This window comes from Halomonas sp. MES3-P3E (genome assembly GCF_002836035.1).
GTDB classification, from domain to species: Bacteria; Pseudomonadota; Gammaproteobacteria; order Pseudomonadales; family Halomonadaceae; genus Vreelandella; species Vreelandella arctica.
The window spans coordinates 86,791-104,819 of record NZ_PJBT01000183.1 but is presented as its reverse complement, the minus strand read 5'-3'; the positions used below and the strand labels follow the sequence as shown (position 1 = coordinate 104,819).

At 58.0% G+C, this 18,029-nt stretch carries 16 protein-coding genes; 7 read left to right on the top strand and 9 right to left on the bottom strand.

Features of this window, described 5'->3' with window-relative positions; genetic code table 11:
- Positions 1–6: 6 nt before the first annotated feature.
- The 5 genes from CXF87_RS13885 to CXF87_RS13865 all read right to left on the bottom strand — a co-directional run bounded on the left by CXF87_RS13885 (position 7) and on the right by CXF87_RS13865 (position 5,740).
- On the bottom strand, positions 7–831 hold the full coding sequence (locus CXF87_RS13885; RefSeq protein ID WP_101147014.1) for an ABC transporter ATP-binding protein: 825 nt from the start codon (positions 829–831) through the stop codon (positions 7–9).
- Positions 831–1,961, bottom strand: a complete 1,131-nt coding sequence (locus CXF87_RS13880) for an MlaE family ABC transporter permease (RefSeq protein ID WP_101147013.1) — start codon at positions 1,959–1,961, stop codon at positions 831–833. Before CXF87_RS13880 ends, CXF87_RS13885 begins: the two co-directional genes overlap by 1 nt.
- Positions 1,962–2,054: 93 nt before the next feature.
- On the bottom strand, positions 2,055–2,876 hold the full coding sequence (locus CXF87_RS13875) for an IclR family transcriptional regulator (RefSeq protein ID WP_101147012.1): 822 nt from the start codon (positions 2,874–2,876) through the stop codon (positions 2,055–2,057).
- A gap of 102 nt (positions 2,877–2,978) precedes the next feature.
- A complete protein-coding gene (locus CXF87_RS13870) occupies positions 2,979–4,187 on the bottom strand; it encodes a 3-oxoadipyl-CoA thiolase (protein WP_101147011.1) in 1,209 nt (402 codons plus the stop codon).
- A 29-nt stretch (positions 4,188–4,216) separates the two neighbouring features.
- Complete coding sequence (locus CXF87_RS13865) at positions 4,217–5,740, bottom strand: 3-hydroxyacyl-CoA dehydrogenase (RefSeq protein ID WP_101147010.1); 1,524 nt, start codon at positions 5,738–5,740, stop codon at positions 4,217–4,219.
- A gap of 220 nt (positions 5,741–5,960) precedes the next feature.
- On the opposite strand from CXF87_RS13865, the gene CXF87_RS13860 reads away from it, so the two are divergent.
- The 7 genes from CXF87_RS13860 (at position 5,961) to CXF87_RS13830 (ending at position 13,407) form a co-directional block, all read left to right on the top strand.
- Positions 5,961–7,112 (top strand): acyl-CoA dehydrogenase family protein, encoded by a 1,152-nt coding sequence (locus tag CXF87_RS13860; RefSeq protein WP_101147009.1) that lies wholly within the window; start codon positions 5,961–5,963, stop codon positions 7,110–7,112.
- On the top strand, positions 7,112–8,713 hold the full coding sequence (locus CXF87_RS13855; protein WP_101147008.1) for a class I adenylate-forming enzyme family protein: 1,602 nt from the start codon (positions 7,112–7,114) through the stop codon (positions 8,711–8,713). Before CXF87_RS13860 ends, CXF87_RS13855 begins: the two co-directional genes overlap by 1 nt.
- Entirely contained in the window at positions 8,710–9,180 is a 471-nt protein-coding gene (locus CXF87_RS13850; protein WP_101147007.1) for a PaaI family thioesterase, read from the top strand. The genes CXF87_RS13855 and CXF87_RS13850 overlap by 4 nt, the downstream gene beginning before the upstream one ends.
- Positions 9,177–10,562 (top strand): hypothetical protein, encoded by a 1,386-nt coding sequence (locus CXF87_RS13845; RefSeq protein WP_101147006.1) that lies wholly within the window; start codon positions 9,177–9,179, stop codon positions 10,560–10,562. The genes CXF87_RS13850 and CXF87_RS13845 overlap by 4 nt, the downstream gene beginning before the upstream one ends.
- Positions 10,563–10,687: 125 nt before the next feature.
- Entirely contained in the window at positions 10,688–11,437 is a 750-nt protein-coding gene (locus CXF87_RS13840; protein ID WP_101147005.1) for an electron transfer flavoprotein subunit beta/FixA family protein, read from the top strand.
- 14 nt (positions 11,438–11,451) lie between these two features.
- The gene (locus CXF87_RS13835) at positions 11,452–12,378 is read left to right on the top strand and encodes an electron transfer flavoprotein subunit alpha/FixB family protein (protein ID WP_101147004.1); all 927 of its coding nucleotides are present in this window, start codon (positions 11,452–11,454) and stop codon (positions 12,376–12,378) included.
- A 69-nt stretch (positions 12,379–12,447) separates the two neighbouring features.
- Positions 12,448–13,407 carry an NAD(P)H-dependent flavin oxidoreductase gene (locus CXF87_RS13830; RefSeq protein ID WP_101147003.1) on the top strand — a complete coding sequence of 320 codons (960 nt, stop codon included), beginning with the start codon at positions 12,448–12,450 and terminating at the stop codon, positions 13,405–13,407.
- On the opposite strand, the gene CXF87_RS13825 is transcribed toward CXF87_RS13830, so the two are convergent.
- The 4 genes from CXF87_RS13825 to CXF87_RS13810 are packed head-to-tail and all read right to left on the bottom strand — an operon-like array spanning position 13,389 to position 17,946.
- A complete protein-coding gene (locus tag CXF87_RS13825) occupies positions 13,389–14,168 on the bottom strand; it encodes an enoyl-CoA hydratase/isomerase family protein (protein ID WP_101147002.1) in 780 nt (259 codons plus the stop codon). The two genes, CXF87_RS13830 and CXF87_RS13825, sit on opposite strands and share 19 nt — an antisense overlap.
- Positions 14,169–14,178: 10 nt before the next feature.
- A complete protein-coding gene (locus CXF87_RS13820) occupies positions 14,179–15,297 on the bottom strand; it encodes an acyl-CoA dehydrogenase family protein (RefSeq protein WP_101147001.1) in 1,119 nt (372 codons plus the stop codon).
- A 10-nt stretch (positions 15,298–15,307) separates the two neighbouring features.
- Positions 15,308–16,501 carry an acyl-CoA dehydrogenase family protein gene (locus tag CXF87_RS13815; protein ID WP_101147000.1) on the bottom strand — a complete coding sequence of 398 codons (1,194 nt, stop codon included), beginning with the start codon at positions 16,499–16,501 and terminating at the stop codon, positions 15,308–15,310.
- The gene (locus CXF87_RS13810) at positions 16,498–17,946 is read right to left on the bottom strand and encodes an enoyl-CoA hydratase/isomerase family protein (protein WP_101146999.1); all 1,449 of its coding nucleotides are present in this window, start codon (positions 17,944–17,946) and stop codon (positions 16,498–16,500) included. Before CXF87_RS13810 ends, CXF87_RS13815 begins: the two co-directional genes overlap by 4 nt.
- Positions 17,947–18,029 lie beyond the last annotated feature (83 nt).

Here is an 18,029-nt window from a genome sequence, read left to right as displayed (position 1 = left end):
CTACCCTCACTCCTGTGTGTAAGCATTCGTTGAAGAGGCAGTATGAGCACTTTGCGCGGCTCGACCACGCGGCCCGTGAAAGTAGTCTTGAATCCATTCATCGTCGGTCTCCGCGACCTTGTCGATGGTATCCACCACCAACACGCGTTTCTGCGAGAGCACGGCGACCCGATCGCAGGCGGCGTAGAGCGTATCCAGGTCATGGGTGACCAGAAATACGCTGAACCCCAGCGCATCGCGAAGGGTGACCAGCAACTGATCGAAGGCTGCCGCGCCAATAGGATCAAGCCCGGCGGTTGGCTCATCCAGAAACAGGATGTCAGGATCAAGGGCTAAGGCACGGGCAAGGGCGGCGCGCTTGACCATGCCGCCAGACAGCGACTCAGGAAACTGCAGCGCGGCCTGTGGCGGAAGCCCGACCAACGCTAGCTTGACCCTGGCAAGATGCTCGGCGTCTTCACGGGGTAGCCTGGCGTGTTCAATTAGCGGTAGGGCAATATTCTCTTGCAAGTTCAGCGAGCTGAACAGCGCACCGCGCTGAAACAGTACGCCAAAGCGCCGCTCTATTTGACTGCGCTGTGCCTCGTTAAGCTCGTTAAGGGTTGTGCCTAGGACTTCAACCGTGCCGTCATTGGGGCGCTTCAAACCGACGATGCTGCGTAATAGCACTGATTTACCGGTACCAGAACCGCCTACAACGCCGAGGATTTCTCCGCGTTCAAGGGTCAGATCTAAATTTTCGTGAACCACATGAGCGCCAAAGCGGTTCACCAAGCCTCTAACCTTAATGACCGGTTGGTCGTTTTGCTCTGTCGGTTTATCTGAATCCATCACCAGCCCATCTCCATAAAGAATAGCGCGGCGACGGCATCAATCAGAATCACCATAAAAATCGATTGAACGACGCTTGACGTGGTGTGTTCTCCCACCGACTGTGCACTGCCGCTGACCTTAAAGCCTTCCAGGCAGCCGATAACGGCGATCACAAAGGCAAACACCGGGGCTTTGCTTAGCCCTACCAAAAAGTGTGTCACCGATACGTCTTTTTGCAGCGTGGTCAAAAACTGGGTTAGTGAAATATCCAGTGATAGGGAGGTGACCATGGCGCCCCCCGCTAAGCCGCTGAGCATACCTACAAAGGCGAGCATGGGCAGGCTAATTAACATCGCCATTACCCGCGGGAGCACCAAAAGCTCGATAGGATCAAGCCCCTGAGCCTGCAGGGCATCTATCTCTTCATTGGATTTCATGGCGCCAATTTGGGCGGTAAAGGCACTGGCGGTTCGTCCCGCGAGTAGGATCGCAGCAAGTAGAACTCCGAACTCTCGCAAGAATGAGAACGCAACAAGATCGATGGTATAAATCGTGGCGCCAAAATCCTGCAAAACGGTAGCGCCAAGGAAAGCCACGACGGCGCCCACCATAAAGGTGAGTAGCGCGACGATGGGTACGGCATTAAGACCGCTCTGCTGGATATGGGCCACGGTGGCCGTTAAGCGCCAGTGGCGTGGCCGCAATACCAGCTGGAAGAGGGTGGCCACGACGAGACCAATAAAGGCCAGCAGCTGGCGCTGCTGAGACCAAAGCCCCACCATATGTTGACCCACGCTGGCAAGCGCTTGGCTAATACGCGAATAGGAAAGAGGATCAACGTCAAGCGGGGTTTCCATGGCTTCGGCAATACGCACCAGCAGCGCCTGCTGCTCTTTCGGCAGTTCTGCTGCCCAATCCGCTACCGCCTGCGCTTTCTCAACGCCAATCAGCTCCACAATGAGTATGGCACCAGCGGTATCAAGGCGGGTTATTGCGTCTAGTGAAATCGTCGCATCCGTTGGCTTGCCAGGCTCAGTTCGAGTGTCACTTTGCTGAAGCGCCGCTTTGATATGGCGATAATTGGCAAGTGTCCACTCGCCTTTAAGGGTTACTGTTTGATCATGACGCGCTATCCACTCGCTTGGCATCCCCACTCCTTGGCGCTCTTGAAATCGATGCGCTTGTTTAGACGTCTATGATGCATTCAAACGAGCGTTAGTTAAAGTCTCCCTAGCTTGAATTTACCTTGCCGAGCGGTTTCTTGGCGCTAGCTCCTGCTTAATCTGATTAGCGACTTCTTTGAGACGGGGGCCTAAGTTATTAACCAAGCGATCGTGATCCAAGCGCAGGCTGGAGCCGCCGCAGTTAATCGCCATGACCTCGGCGCCATCTTCCAAAATCAGTGGCATCGCTACCGCGCTAATATCACGCTGCCAATCCTGCTCAGAAAGACAAAAACCGAACTGAGCATAGTCTTTTAAGCTCTGTTGTATGCCCGCTTCATAACGCGGCCAATCATTGCCATACTCGCTCGCCAACTCTTGGAGCACCTGCTGGCGCCGTTCGTCAGACAAGCCGCATAGCCAGGCGCGTCCAATCGCGGAAGTGGCAATGGGTAGGCGGGAGCCAGCATCTAGGCGAATGATTAGCGGGCCGTAGCCGTGGCAGGTTTCCAAATAAACCATATCGCTGCGGTCAGCACCGCCCAGGCTAACGTTGCAGTCGGTAGCATCGGCAAATTTCTGCAAATGCGGACGGGCAATTTCGCGAATGCCCATATTGGCCAGAAAGCGATACCCCAGCGCCAATACACCTGGGCCGAGCCGGTACTTCTCCAGGTGGGTATTGTGCTGGAGATAGCCCAATTGCGTCAGGGTATAAGTTAACCGTGACACCGTCGGGCGAGGGATGTTCGTTCGGTTGGAGAGCTCCGCATTGCCTAAATACTCTTCTCCTGCGCCAAAGGCGCGCAGCAATTCTAAACCGCGCGCTAGCGCGGTCACAAAGTTACGATCTTTACCGGGGAGCTGGGGGTCGTCAGCATCAGTGTCGGTGGGGTGCATTCAATATCCCAACAATAGGTGGCTTATGGCGCTCAGTATCGCATATCTACTTAGACGCAGCGTTCATACCCATCAACGAAATAGCGGCAGTTTGATACTAAATTAACTGTCCAGACGCTCGATAATCGTAGCAATTCCCTGACCGACGCCGATGCACATGGTAACCAACGCATAGCGCCCACCGGTCGCTTCAAGCTGGCGGAGGGCCGTAAGTGCCAAGCGTGCTCCTGAAGCCCCCAGGGGATGGCCGATGGCGATAGCACCCCCGTTGGCATTCAAGCGCGGATCGTCGACGGAGAGACCCAGCTGCTGCACGCAGCCAAGCACCTGAACGGCGAACGCTTCGTTAATTTCAATTACATCCATCTGCTCTAGGGAAAGCCCGGCACGCGCCAACGCCTTTTGCGAAGCGGGTACTGGCCCCAATCCCATAACCCGCGGAGCCACACCGGCAACGGCGCTGGCGACAATGCGCGCACGCGGTGCTAGGCCCACACGTTCACCGGCGCCCTTGGTACCGACTATCATGGCCGCGGCGCCGTCATTCAGACCTGAGGCATTTCCGGCGGTGACAACGCCACCCTCGAATAGCGAGCCCAGTTGGGCCAGCTTGTCTTCGGTGCTTTGTGGGCGGGGGTGTTCGTCTTTATCCACCAGTATTGGCGGTTGTTTACGCCCTTGGGGCACCTCAACGCCCAACATCTCGCCATCATAGAAACCGTCAGCAAGTGCTTTGGCGTAGCGAGCCTGGGAGCGGGCGGCAAAGGCATCGCTGGCATCGCGGCCAATATTCAAGTCATGGGCAATGTTGTCAGCAGTTTCCGGCATGCTGTGGCTGCCGTACTCTTTAGCAATCCAGGGGTTAGGGAAGCGAGAGCCAATCACCGTATCGTACATCGGCTGGTTGCGAGCGTAAGGGGAATCTGCTTTACCCAAGACATAAGGCGCCCGAGACATGGACTCAACGCCGCCCGCTAAAAACAGTTCACCTTCGCCCAATCGTGCCGCCCGGGCAGCATCCATCATCGCTGCCAGGCCGCTGCCGCAAAGTCGGTTGACGGTTTGTCCTGCTACTTCGATGGGCAGGCCTGCCAACAATGCGCCGTGACGGGCCACATTGCGGGAGTCTTCCCCCGCCTGGTTGGTGCAGCCTGCCAGCATTTCTTCATAGCTTTCGAGTGCGAAAGGATTGCGGGCTACTAGTGCTTTAAGCGTCAGTCCCAACAACTCGTCTGGGCGAATAGCCGCTAAGCTGCCGCCGTGGCGACCAAAAGGGGTGCGTAAACCGTCGTAAATATAGGCGTCTTGCATGGTAGTGCTCCTTGTTATTGGGGTGGACGTTAAGCAGCGGTTAGCGGCATTTGCAGTGCGGCACGGCGACGCAGCCACGGGCTTGGCCGATAGCGTGGGTCGCCGGTGGCCTCAAGTAGGTTGGCTAGTATCGTCATAATCCGCGTGGTGCCGAAATGGTCGCCCATGCGCAGCGGACCAAAAGGGTAGCCCAAGCCGAGCTCAACCGCCCGGTCAATAGTCGCGGGTTCTGCGACGCCTTGCTGGGCAATGTCGGCACCGACATTCACGATGCAGGCAATAACGCGCTGGAGAACGAAGCCGTTACTGTCTTGAAGCGTGCTCACCGCCGTACCATCGTGATTGAGAAGGCTTTGCGCTGCTTGAATGAAAGCGGAGTGGGTAATGGGCGTGGCCATCAGGCTGCGGCGTTTATTGAGCCCTGCGAGCATATCCACCGCCACACACTGCTTGGCTTCTACCCCCTGGCGTAGTGCGCAGCTAGTGGCATCTTCGCCGAAAGGGGTAAGCAAACAGAGCGCTTGTTCAGACGGCTGCGTGCCGGTTTCTAACGGCCAGCCCGCCGCATTAACTAGCGCGGTGAGCGCTTTGGCGCTCTCGGGGTCTTCCTGGCTAATCCATACCGGGCAAGGTGAGGCAGGCTTGATGACCGGCTCATCCGGCATCTGCTGCTTGCCTTCTACATAGCGGTAAAAACCTTCTCCGGTTTTGCGCCCCAGTAAGCCCGCGGCCAGGCGTTGCCGGGTTAACGGTGAAGGGCGAAAGCGCGCTTCCTCATAATACTGGTGATACACCGATTCCATTACGGCGTGGGAGACATCCAGCCCGGTAAGGTCAAGCAGCGTAAAGGGTCCCATTCGGAACCCGCCCTGATCGACCATAATGCGGTCAATGGTAGCCGGGTCTGCCACGCTTTCGCCTAAAACACGTAGCGCTTCGGTACCGAAGGCACGCCCAGCATGGTTAACCAGAAACCCAGGGGTATCGGTGGCCTGGGCGGTAAAGTGTCCCATGGCTTCGCCCAGAGCATTGACCCGTTGGGTAACTTCATCTGCAGTGCGCAGGCCAGGAATAACCTCGGTAATCTTCATTAGCGGCACGGGATTAAAGAAGTGAAAACCGATGACCCTCTCAGGGTGCTGGCAGGCTGCGGCAATGGCCGTAACGGAGAGCGAAGAGGTATTGGTCGCTAATACCGCCTGCTGGCTGACGATGTCTTCTAAATCGCTAAACAGCCCCTGCTTGGCCTCCAGCTTCTCGACAATGGCTTCCACCACGATATCGCAAGGGGCCAGCGCGGCAAGCTCGCTGGCTTCAATCAACCGCTCACTATAGTGCTGCGCCTGATCCGCAGTAATGCGCTGCTTTTCGGCACTTCTCTGCCATAGGCCATTAATAAAGGTTTTAGCTTCTTGTACGGCACCCTCTTTAACGTCGAAAAGCATAACGTCTAGACCTGCCTGGGCAGCTAACTGCGCGATGCCACGCCCCATGGCGCCGGTGCCGACGATGCCAAGTGTGGTGAAAGGGGAAGGTGTTGATTCGCTAGCCATACGCTAAGTCCTCTCTGTAAATGGGTGCATATTTAGCATTGTAATTCTGCATTGCAAAATAGTGTTTCAATTATTGACTGCCATCCTAGGCTATGCAAAAGTGCCTGACAAGAATAGTGGACAATGGTTTTGCTATGCAAAATATGCGCACTGTCCACGCTCAGCGCTACTGCTAATGATAAAACGCTAATGATAAAAACTATTGCCACCAGGAGCCGTCATGATTCGCGATCCCGAATTAATTAACCAGCTTGTCGATACCATCGCCCGCTTTGTCCGTGAGCGCCTTATTCCCAATGAGGCACGCCTAGCCGAAGAGGATGCGGTGCCCCCGGAAATTCTTGCGGAAATGAAAGAGATGGGCCTGTTTGGGCTGTCGATTCCAGAAGAGTACGGCGGCCTGGGTCTGACCATGGAAGAAGAAGCGCTGGTGGCGATGGAGATTGGCAAGACATCCCCCGCCTTTCGCTCGGTGTTTGGCACCAATAACGGCATTGGCGCCCAGGGTATTTTGATTGATGGCACCGATGAGCAGAAAGCCAAGTATGTGCCGCGTTTGGCCACTGGTGAGATTCTTAGCTCGTTTTGCCTCACCGAGCCAGATTCCGGCTCCGACGCTGCTAGCCTGCGCACGACGGCGGTGCGGGATGGCGATGACTATATTTTGAACGGTACCAAACGCTATATCACCAATGGCCCAGAAGCCGATCTGTTTACTGTGATGGCGCGCACCAACCTAGAGAATAAGGGCGCAGGCGGTATTTCAGCCTTTATCGTCGAAGGTAATACGCCAGGGTTAATCCGTGGGCCAGCGGATAACAAGATGGGCCAGAAGGGCGCCCATACCTGCGATATTATTTTCGACAACTGCCGGGTGCCCGCAGAAAATATTATTGGCGGAAAAGAGGGGCAAGGCTTTAAAACAGCGATGAAAGTGCTGGACCGTGGGCGGCTGCATATTTCGGCGGTCTGTGTAGGCGTGGCCGAGCGCTTAGTGGAAGAGTCGCTGCGCTACACCATGGAGCGTAAGCAGTTCGGCGCGGCGCTTGCCGAACACCAACTGATCCAAGCCATGCTGGCGGATAGCAAAACCGAAGCCTATGCAGGCAAAACCATGGTGATGGATGCTGCACGGCGTAAAGATGATGGCGAAAATGTTTCGACACTGGCTTCCTGCTGCAAACTGTTCTGTGCCGAAATGGTGGGGCGAGTGGCAGACCGCGCGGTGCAGGTTCACGGTGGTGCTGGCTACATGTCGGAATACGCGGTTGAGCGTTTCTACCGCGATGTGCGGCTATTTCGTATCTACGAAGGGACTACCCAGATTCAACAAATCGTCATTGCTCGCAACATGGTGCGGGAGGCGTCCTAATGGCTTTATCGGTTTCCTACCAAGCGCCGGACGAGCCTATTTTTGGCCGCCTTGCCAGTGAACTGGTGGCCGAGCTTCCCGAGCGTCTTAGTACCCGCGTGCTTGAAAATGCCAAGCTGCTTGGAGAGCACCCGGCTATCGTGGATGGCAATTTGCGCTGGAGTTATGCGGAGCTTGGTCAAGAAATACACGCCGCCTATGACTGGTTAAGCGCATTGGGCATTCGCCCTGGCGACCGGATTATGACGGTGAGTGAAAACTGCCGCGCTCTGGTTGTGCTACTGCTGGCTGCCAGCGAGCTGGATGTCTGGGTGGCCATCGTTAATTCGCGCCTCTCGGCTCAGGAAGTCGATCAAATTCAGGGCAACTGCCTGCCCCGGCGAGTCTTCTATACCTGTGAAGCATCCCAAGAGGCTTGCCAGCACGCCGAGCGCCACGCGGCCGACCGCTACCAGCACCCTCAGTTGGGTGGGCTGGCCATTTCGCCGCTGTATGACAGCGAACCCGAACCGGTATGCGCCAGCGGCGCTGAGCAGGTGGCGGCGATGATCTACACCTCGGGCACCACTGGCACGCCCAAAGGGGTAATGCTGACCCATCGTGGCATTCTCTATATCGCCTCGATTTCTGGTGGCATGCGTCATTTAAGCAAAGGCCAGCGGGTGTACGGCGTGCTGCCGATGTCCCACGTATTTGGCCTCTCTTCGGTGTGCATGGGATCGCTCTATAACGGCGCTTGCCTGTATACCGTGCCGCGTTTTGATGCCGCACATATGCTGGCGACGCTAAAGCAGGAGCGCATTACCGTAATCCAAGGTGTGCCGGCGATGTATGCCCGCGCGTTAGAGTTTTTAAAACGTGAGCAGCGCTCACTAGAAGCGCCCGAACTGATTTACATCTCTGCGGGTGGCTCGCCGTTAGATAGCGACACTAAGGTGCGGGTAGAGGCTGCCTTTGGCCTGACGTTGCACAACGGCTACGGCTTAACCGAGGCTAGCCCCACCATCAGCCAGACCCGTATCGATGATCGCCATGCAACAAGCACCGTTGGCCGGGTATTGCCACTACTTGAGTACCGCCTGGAACCGCTTATCGATAGCGGAACTGCCGAGCAGACCGGAGACGAAGTGGGTGAGCTATGGGTGCGCGGCCCCAACATTATGAAAGGCTACTTTCGCCAGCCGGAAGCCACCCGTGCCACTCTAACCGAAGATGGTTGGCTTAATACCGGCGATATCGCCAAACTCGATCACCATGATCAGCTGTATATTGTGGGGCGTAGCAAAGAGCTAATTATCCGCTCAGGCTTCAATATCTATCCCCCGGATGTCGAAGCGGTGATCAACGAGCACCCGGCAGTCACGCTGGCCGCCGTTGTGGGCCGTCAAATCGCCGGTAACGAAGAAGTCGTGGCATTTGTGCAGTGCGAGCCGGGAGTCGAAGTTGATGTGGCGGAGCTAAAGGCATTTATCGCCGAGCGGTTGGCACCGTACAAACGTCCGACCCAAATTGTATTAATGGATACGCTACCTTCCACCGCCAGCGGCAAGATTCTTAAAGGGCGTCTGCGTGATTTAGCCCAGCAGGAGAGCGCCTCATGAGTCATTCGCCAATACATACTCCCGATACATCTCATCAGGCACTCATGGGCTATCACGAGCTACTGGGTATGCATGTGGTTGAGTGGCAGCAAAACCTTGCCGTAGTTGAACTCACCATTGAGCCAAAGCATCTTAACCGTAGCGGCAATGTTCACGGCGGTGTGCTGGCCTCAATGCTGGATAGCGCTCTTAGCTTGGCAGGCTTGCACTGCGAGGTACCGGGTAATATTCGCCGGGGGATGACGCTGTCACTGACCACCACCTTTGTGGGTCCTGCTCGGCAAGGCGTGCTGCGGGCAACGGGTACGCTGCGCGGCGGTGGGCAGAAAACCTATATGACCAGCGGTGAGATTGTCGATGAATGGGGCAAGCTGGTGGCTATGGGCGAAGGCTCATTTCGCCGCCGCAGTGGCAGTGAATCGTCACAAGGCGTTCCCGACCCGCAGTTGAGGGAGCCTAGCGAGTGAGCCCAGCCCGCCTGCGGGTTTCCTGTTTGCTACTGGTGACGCTTGCCACGCTGATTCATTTGGTCGGTGGCAGCGTGGTGTGGCAAGCCGCAGGCATCGTTGCGCTGCTGCTTTATTTGATGACCCTGAAAGGTCAACTCACCCGCATGGCCAAGGGGCTGCTGTGTGCCGCTGGCGTACTCACGTTGCTCACGCTGTGGCGCTCACCCACGCCTGGGCAGCTGCTGTTTGAGGCGAGTGGGCGTTTTGCGTTTTTTGCCACCTTTGTGGTGGCGCTGAGTATGCTGCGCTTACCTGCCTATCGCTCCCGTTTAGTGCGCCGCTGCGGGCAGAGCATGCTGCTTCAGCCGCCTAGCCGCCGCTACCCAATTTTATCGCTTGGCTCGGCGCTGTTTGGCATCATTCTTAACATTGGCGTGCTGAATCTGTTCGCCGCGATGATCGAGAAGAGCAATACCCTCAGTGCCGCCCAAGGGCGCGCCTGGGTGCGTGAGGCCCGCCAGCGGCGCATGATGCTGGCGCTGCTGCGCGGATTTTCGCTGGCACCGCTGATTTCGCCCATGGGTATTGGGGTGGCCGTGGTGCTTTCAAGCCTTCCCCAGGTCACCTGGCCACAGCTGGCACCCTATATTCTGGGGGCCGCCGCGCTGATTTTTATGGCGGGCTGGGCGGTGGACTATTTCACCGGCCCGCACCCACCCGCCAATAAAACCTATGTCACCCCTTCGCTGCGCCCGTTGGCGCAGTTTAGCATTTTGCTAATCGGCATTGTGGCGCTGGTGTTCTCTATTGCGTGGCTGCTGGAGTTACGTTTGCCGATTGCCGCGCTGCTGGGCGCGCCTACCGGGGCGCTTTTATGGCTGGCTTGGCAGCGTCGTAGGCTAGGCTATGGTGGATTGCCTGCCGCTATAACGGCTGTGCATCGTCAGCTACCTTGGTTGCTATCCCCCAGCGCTAATGAAATCGTGGTGCTGGGGGCGGCAGGCTATTTGGGGCATGTATGCGTGGGCTTGGTGGATACCCAGCAGCTAGCACCGTTATTGGCAGTGCTTGACCCGCTGGGCACTTTAAATGCAGTGTTGGCCATGCTGATGGTGGTGGGGCTAGCGCAAATAGGTGTCAACCCGATTGTTACGGTGACGCTGTTGGTGGGCTTGCTCCCCACGCTGGGCATCGAGGGGTTAACGCCTGCGCTGATTGGGGCATCGTTAATGGTAGGCTGGGCGCTGGCGCTGATGTCATCACCAATGACCGCTTCCATGCTGATTCTATCGCGCTTTACTGGCGTACCCGCCACCCGCATCGGTTACCGCTGGAACGGGCGCTTTCTGATCGCGGCGATACCGCTGCTGGCGTTATGGTTTGGTTGGTCGCCTTTCTGAGTTGGGCTGTTCAAGGAAACGCTTGACCTTTGGCAGGCGTTTTTTTATTGTTATTTTTATAAAGTGAAATATTATTTTGCTGTGCGGAATAAAAAGCCGATGGTTCAATCGCTGGAGCATGCCTTATGAAAATCCTCGTCGCGGTGAAACGCGTCATCGACTACAACGTCAAAATCCGCGTCAAAGCGGACCATTCTGATGTGGACCTTACCAACGTCAAAATGGCCATGAACCCCTTCTGCGAAATTGCCGTGGAAGAGGCGGTGCGCCTGAAAGAGAAGGGCGTAGCCACCGAAGTCGTGGCCGTGACCGTAGGCCCCAAGGCCGCCCAAGAGCAGCTGCGCACCGCGCTGGCGCTGGGGGCTGACCGCGCCATCCACATTGAAACCGACGAGCGCGCCGAATCGCTGGCGGTGGCCAAACTGCTGGCCAAAGTGGTGGATGAAGAGCAGCCCGGCCTCGTCATCCTCGGCAAACAGGCCATCGACACCGACAACAACCAGACCGGCCAGATGCTCGCCGCGCTGACTAACCTGCCGCAAGGCACGTTTGCTTCGGAAGTGGCCGTAGATGGAGACAAGGTCAACGTCACCCGTGAAATCGACGGCGGCCTGCAAACCGTCGCGCTGACACTCCCGGCGATCGTCACCACCGACCTGCGCCTGAACGAGCCGCGCTACGCCAAGCTGCCGGACATCATGAAGGCCAAGAAAAAGCCGCTGGATGTCAAAACCCCCGCCGACTATGGCGTGGAAGTGGCCTCCAAAGTCACGCTGCTCAAAGTGGAATCTCCTGCCGAGCGCAAAGGCGGTATCAAAGTTGCCTCGGTGGACGAGCTGATCGACAAACTGAAAAACGAAGCCAAAGTGCTTTAAAAGGAGCTGATCTCATGAGCATTCTGGTACTTGCCGACCTTCATGAAGGTCAGTTAGCGGGCGCGACCGCTCACGTCGTCGCAGCGGCCCAGGCCATCGGTGGCGATATTGATGTGCTGGTCGCCGGTGAAGGCGTCCAGGCGGCGGCAGACGCCGCTGCAAAACTCTACGGCGTGAGCAAAGTACGCGTAGCAGATAACGCTGCCTACGCTCATCAGCTTGCCGAGCCCATGGGTGCGCTGCTGGTGGAGCTAGCAGGGGACTACACCCACGTACTGGCCAGCGCCTCCACCACCGGCAAAAACGTGCTGCCGCGCCTGGCGGCCCTGAAAGATGTTAGCCAGCTGTCAGACGTGATTGGCGTCGAAAGCGCCGATACCTTCCTGCGCCCGATCTATGCCGGTAACGCCATCGCCACGGTCAAAAGTGACGACGCGCTAAAAGTCATCACCATCCGTACCACCGGTTTTGATGCGGTCGGTACCGGCGGTAGCGCCACAACGGAAGCGGTGGCTTTCGTCGCCGACAACGCCCAGTCCAGCTTCGTCAAGCAAGAGCTGGCGCAAAGCGACCGCCCGGAACTCGGTGGCGCCAAGGTCGTCATCTCAGGCGGCCGCGGCATGGGCAACGGCGAGAACTTCAAACTGCTCGACGGCATCGCCGACAAGCTGGGTGCCGCCATCGGTGCCTCCCGTGCGGCGGTGGACGCTGGCTTCGTACCCAACGACATGCAGGTCGGCCAGACGGGCAAGATCGTCGCCCCCGAGCTTTACATTGCGGTGGGTATTTCAGGTGCGATTCAGCACTTGGCGGGGATGAAAGACTCCAAGGTGATCGTCGCCATCAACAAAGACGACGAAGCGCCGATCTTTCAGGTGGCCGACTACGGCCTGGTCGGGGATCTGTTCGAGATCCTGCCGGAGCTTGAGAGCAAACTGTAAACGTCCCTCAAAAGCCCCGAAAGGGGCTTTTTTCGCTTAGAAATTTTAATAATAATCAGCGAGCTGCTTATGCTAACCCAACTGACTGCCTCGATGACGCTGCCGGTTATCGGCTCTCCCATGTTTATCGTTTCTGGCCCTGAGCTGGTGATTGCCCAGTGTAAGGCGGGGATTATTGGCGCGTTTCCGGCGCTGAACGCCAGGCCTGCGGAAGTGCTTCGGGAGTGGCTGCAGCAGATTACCGAGACGCTGGCCGACTACAGCGCCCGGCACCCGCAGCAGCCCGCCGCGCCGTTTGCGGTGAATCAGATCGTGCACCCCACCAATGACCGACTGGAGCATGATGTGGCGCTATGTGCTGAGTTCAAGGTGCCGCTGATCATTACCAGCCTGCATGCGCCCAACCGGGTGGTCGAACAGGTGCACGCCTATGGCGGCATGGTATTTCACGACGTGACCACGCTGAGGCACGCTAAAAAAGCCATCGACGCCGGGGTGGATGGGCTAATTTTGGTCTGTCATGGCGCAGGCGGCCATGCGGGGCGGCTTAACCCCTTCGCTTTTGTGGCGGAGGTCAGGCAGTTTTACGATGGCCCGCTGGTGCTGGCAGGGGCGATAACCAAAGGCGAGCAGATCGCCGCCGCCCAGGCGCTGGGCGTGGACATGGTGTATATGGGCACGCGCTTTATTGCCACCCAGGAAGCCAATGCTCAGCCCGCTTACAAGCAGATGGTATTGGAAGCCGCTGCGGGGGATATCGTTTATACCAACCTGTTTACTGGCGTGCACGGTAACTACTTACGCCAAAGCATCGAGCTGGCCGGGCTTGACCCAGAGGCACTGCCAGAGGGCGACAAAAATGCCATGCGCTATGGATCAGGCGGCAGCAGTAAGGCAAAAGCGTGGCGGGATATTTGGGGTGCCGGGCAGGGAGTGGGGGGCATTACCACACTGAACAGCGTGGCGGATGAAGTAGCCACGCTTCGTACGGATTATCAGCAAGCACTAGATCAGTTACGACGGCGCTGACGAAAAGCAGCCACGCGAGCGTGAAAATCCTCGGTGGCTTTACACTCATCCTGCAGGGCGCCTTCAAGCATTAGAGTGTCGTCAAGGGACAGGTTCGCTGCCTGTCGCATGGCCCGTTTCGTTGCTCCCAGCGCTTGAGGTGATTGAGCCACCAGGGCCTGTGCCAGCGCTCGTGCTTCCGCTAACACCTGATCATCTTCCACCGCCCGGTTGGCTAGGCCCAGCGCCACGCAGCGCTCGGCATCCATGGGCGTGGCCAGCGCTGCCATCTCAAAGGCTTGGGCATGACCAAGCTTGCGCACCAAATGCCAGCAAGCGCCGCCATCGGGAATCAAACCAATATTGATAAAGGCCAGCTTCAGGTAAGCCGAGCGGCCCATCACCACCATATCGCTGGCCAGCACGTAGGACACACCAATCCCCGCAGCAGCGCCGCTCACCGCGGCGATCACGGGCTTTTCCATCGTCATCATGCTGTGCAGCGCAGGCAAAAAAAGCGTTGCCAGCCGTTGGCTTGCAGGCTGGGTGGAGGCCTTTTCGAATTCCGCTAAATCAGCACCGGCGCAAAAAGCGCTACCTTCACCGCTGAGGATCACGCAGCGTACCTGCGGGTCAGCCGCCACGGTGGCTAATGCGTCATTGAGCGCCAGGGCCGTGGGCTCGTTGAGGGCATTGCGCACCGCAGGGCGCGCAATGGTCACTTCGGCGATACCGCCCTCGGTAGTCTCAACGCGTACAAGTGACGTTTCGTCACTGCGCATGAGCTTCTCCTTAGGCGGCGTCGAGCTGTTCGCTCACCGTTTCAAGGTGATAGTCGCTGTCGCCCAGGTAGTGGTCAAACATCACCAGATGTTTGGCGTAGTGGGCGACGTAGCACTCTTCGGTCATACCCATGCCGCCATGAAGCTGAATGGCCTGTTCCGCAATAAAGCGCGCAGACTCGCCGCAGTAAGCCTTGGCCGCGGCGATTTTATAGTCCCGCTCGTCAGCAGGCAGTGAGAGGCTGGCGGCGGCGAGAATCGCCATGGAGCGCGACTGTTCTAGGTGAAGGTGCATATCCACCATGCGGTGCTGCAGTGACTGGAACGTGGCCAGCGGCAGGCCAAACTGCTTACGCTCTTTTAAATAGGCGAGGGTTTGGTCGCAGGCGGTTTCCATCGCGCCGATGGCTTCGGCGCACAGCGCCCCGCGGCCCAGGGCCAGCACCTCTGCCAGGGCGTCACTGGCGTCTTCGCTTAGGCAGTTCTCTAGCGGCAGAGTCACGCTGTTCAACGTTAGGTCACCGGCGGGCTGGTCATCCATCGTGCGGTAGGTATGTAAGGTTACGCCTTGAGTGTCCGCAGGGACCATGAACAGTCCTAACTTGCCGCTTGACAGTTGGGCGGTCACAAGCGTGGCGGCGGCACTGCCTAGATTCATCACCACATCTTTGCGGCCGTTAAGCTGCCACTGGTTATTTTGCTGGATCGCGTGGGTAGAAATGTCGAAAGCGTCATAGCGGGCTGTGTGTTCTTGCCAAGCCAAGGCGAGCTGGTGTTCACCTTCTAACAGCGGAGCCAGCCAGCGCTCTTGCTGTGCGGGGTTGGCGCATAGCGCAAGCAGCTGCCCGGGCATGACTAACCCAAACAGGTACGCTTCCGGCACCAAGCCGCGCCCCAACGCTTGCATAATAATCATTAAATAGGTGCCGTCGCCGCCTAGCCCGCCTACGTCTTCGCTAAACGGCATATGCAGCAGCCCCAGCTCGGCAAACGTGCGCCATAGCGGGCTGGCCCCTTGGGCTGGCGCTTCCAGCATAGCGCGGCGCTGCTCGGGCGATACCTGGTCTGCCACCAAACGGGTGAGTGTCTCTTCGAGCATGCGCTGCTCGTCGGTGAGTGCAAAATCCATGGTGACCCCCTTACATACCTAAAATGGTTTTAGCGACGATGCCTTTCTGAATTTCGTTGGCACCGCCATAAATCGACAGCTTGCGACGATTAAAATACTGGGCGCTGGCGGCAGCGCCTTGGGCGTATTCGTCATCTAGCGACGCATCACCATGGAGACACTCGGAGAAGAACGGCAGGGCAGCAGGCCCAAGCGCGCGGCGGGTGAGTTCACTGATCTCTTGGCGCAGCTCAGAGCCGCGTACTTTCAGTAGTGAACTCTCCGCACCGGGCACGCCGCCATCCCGCGCTGCGGCAATCACGCGCAGGTTGGTGACTTCAAGCGCCATCAGTTCAAGCTCGGCTTTGACCACCCGCTGGCGAAAGCTGGGTAGCGATAAAAGTGGTTTGCCGCGATGCTGCATACGGGAGGCGAGGGACTTCAAATGGCGCAGCGCCTGTTTGGCGTGGCCAAGCCCAGCAATACCGGTACGCTCGTGGGTAAGCAAGAATTTGGCGCAGGTCCAACCTTGGCCCTCTTCACCAACGCGGTTTTCTACTGGCACGCGCACATCATCGAGAAACACTTCGTTGACTTCATGAGCGCCGTCGAGGGTGATAATCGGCCGTATGGTAATGCCGGGCGTCTGCATATCAATCAGTAAAAAGCTGATGCCCGCCTGCTTTTTCGCGTGTGGGTCGGTGCGCACCAAACAGAACATCATGTTGGCGTGCTGGCCTAGGGTCGTCCAGGTTTTCTGGCCATTGACGATGTAGTGGTCGCCATCGAGCACGGCGCGGGTGGATAAGCCCGCCAAATCCGAGCCAGCGCCCGGTTCGGAGTAGCCCTGGCACCACCAGTCCTGGTTATTAAGAATCCGCGGCAAGTAGTGCTGTTGCTGCTCCGCGCTGCCAAATTTCATGATCACTGGCGCGACCATGTTGACGCCAAAGGGCACCACCGTAGGGGCGTGGGCGGCGGCGCACTCTTCATCGAAGATATGCCGCTGCACCGGGCCCCAGCCTGGACCGCCGTGCTCAACAGGCCAGTTGGCGGCAAGCCACCCTTGATCGCTGAGAATATTCTGCCAGCGGATGTGGTCATCGGCCCGCAGATGGCGGCCTAGGCGCACGCGCTCACGGATGTCGCTGGGCAGTGCATCGGCTAAAAATCGGCGGACTTCCTCGCGGAATGCCTGCTCTTCGGGGCTAAACGTCAGGTTCATGAGTGTGCATCCTCGGAAGGCGTCTTTTTGTGAGTCGATAAATGGGATGGCAGAGAGGCTTGGCGGTGCGGCCCGCCTAAATGGCGTGGGTAGCCCAACGCTTCCACCGCCAACAGATCAATATCGCCCTCGCGGTAGCAGGCGCCTTGCTGTGCTAGCGTCAGGCTCGCCTGCTCCATGGCTGACTGAGCGTCGTTGTCGGGCGCTTGCTTTGCGGCGTTATAAAGCGTGCTCAGTACGCTTTGAGACTGAGTTGCCACGACATTAGCCCGCAGCGCTTTGAGCGTTAAGGCAACCCGCTGCTGGTCGGTCGCGCTGGCACTGTGATTCACCAATTCATGGAACGGGCCGCGCTCGGCAAGTACCAGGCTTAGGAGTGTGGCTGAGGCACTGTCGGTGAGTGGCTGCAGCGCTACGGTGACTGCTTGAGAAGGGCAGGCGCTTGCGTCTGCGCCAGGGGCGAGCAGGCACAGCTCAGTGCTATCGTTTGGGGTATCGGTTAGCGTTATGCTGGCGCGCTGGGCGGCGGTATGAAGCGTCTCAAACAGCGGGTGCTCGCCGATGAGGGCGATATGGCGAAATGGCTCAGCGTTATCTACTCCAGGTACCACGTGGGGATTTCTGGCGGCAAAAAATAGATGAATAAGCCCGGCACGCTGCGGAGAGTCCATGCAAGCCAGAAACAGCTCCCGCTCGCGGCGCAATCCCTCTTCCAGCGACGCCGCTTTCGTGCAGGCGTCAACGGCTTCCACAATGCGAAACGGTGAAAACAGCGCCGGTGCGATGGCTTCCAGCTGTTTCCGCATGGTGGCAATGGCCTGGGGGTTGGCCTCTGGGGCAGGTAATTGCCCAGTGATGCGCGTGTGCTGTTGGCCGTACAGAACCGCTTGTGCCGCTGCTAGCCCTGCCTCCAGCGACGTCTGGGCATCGCTGATGTCATCAATAATGCCGATATCAAGTGCTTCAGTGGCCTCTACGAAGCGCCCGCTGGTGATGATTTCCAAGGCGTTTTCCACACCTACCAAACGTGGGAGACGCTGGGTGCCTCCTGCGCCTGGTAGTAAGCCAAGCTTCACTTCCGGTAAGCCGACGCGAGTGCCTGTCAGGGCGACGCGATAGTGGCAGCCCAGTGCGACCTCCAAGCCGCCGCCTAGCGCGGTGCCGTGTAGCGATGCGATAAGCGGTTTGGAGCAGGCTTCTAGCTGTGAAATCACATCCGGTAGCAGCGGCGCTTGAGGCGGCTTACCAAATTCACGTATATCGGCCCCGGCGATAAAGGTGCGCCCCTCGGCCATCACCACCAGTGCTTTGGCCTGCTGGTCGGCCAACCCCTCTTCAAGGGCGCTGAGTAAGCCGCTACGCACCGCTTGGCCCAACGCGTTGACGGGCGGGTTAGCGATGCTGATGACGCCGACCTCGCCATGCCGCTGGTAGTGAACACTCATAGTGGCTCCCGTGTTTCGCTATGTGAAATTTAAGCTTGTTATTTGGAATATATGGATCATGGCGAAAGTTGCTAAAAGAGTCA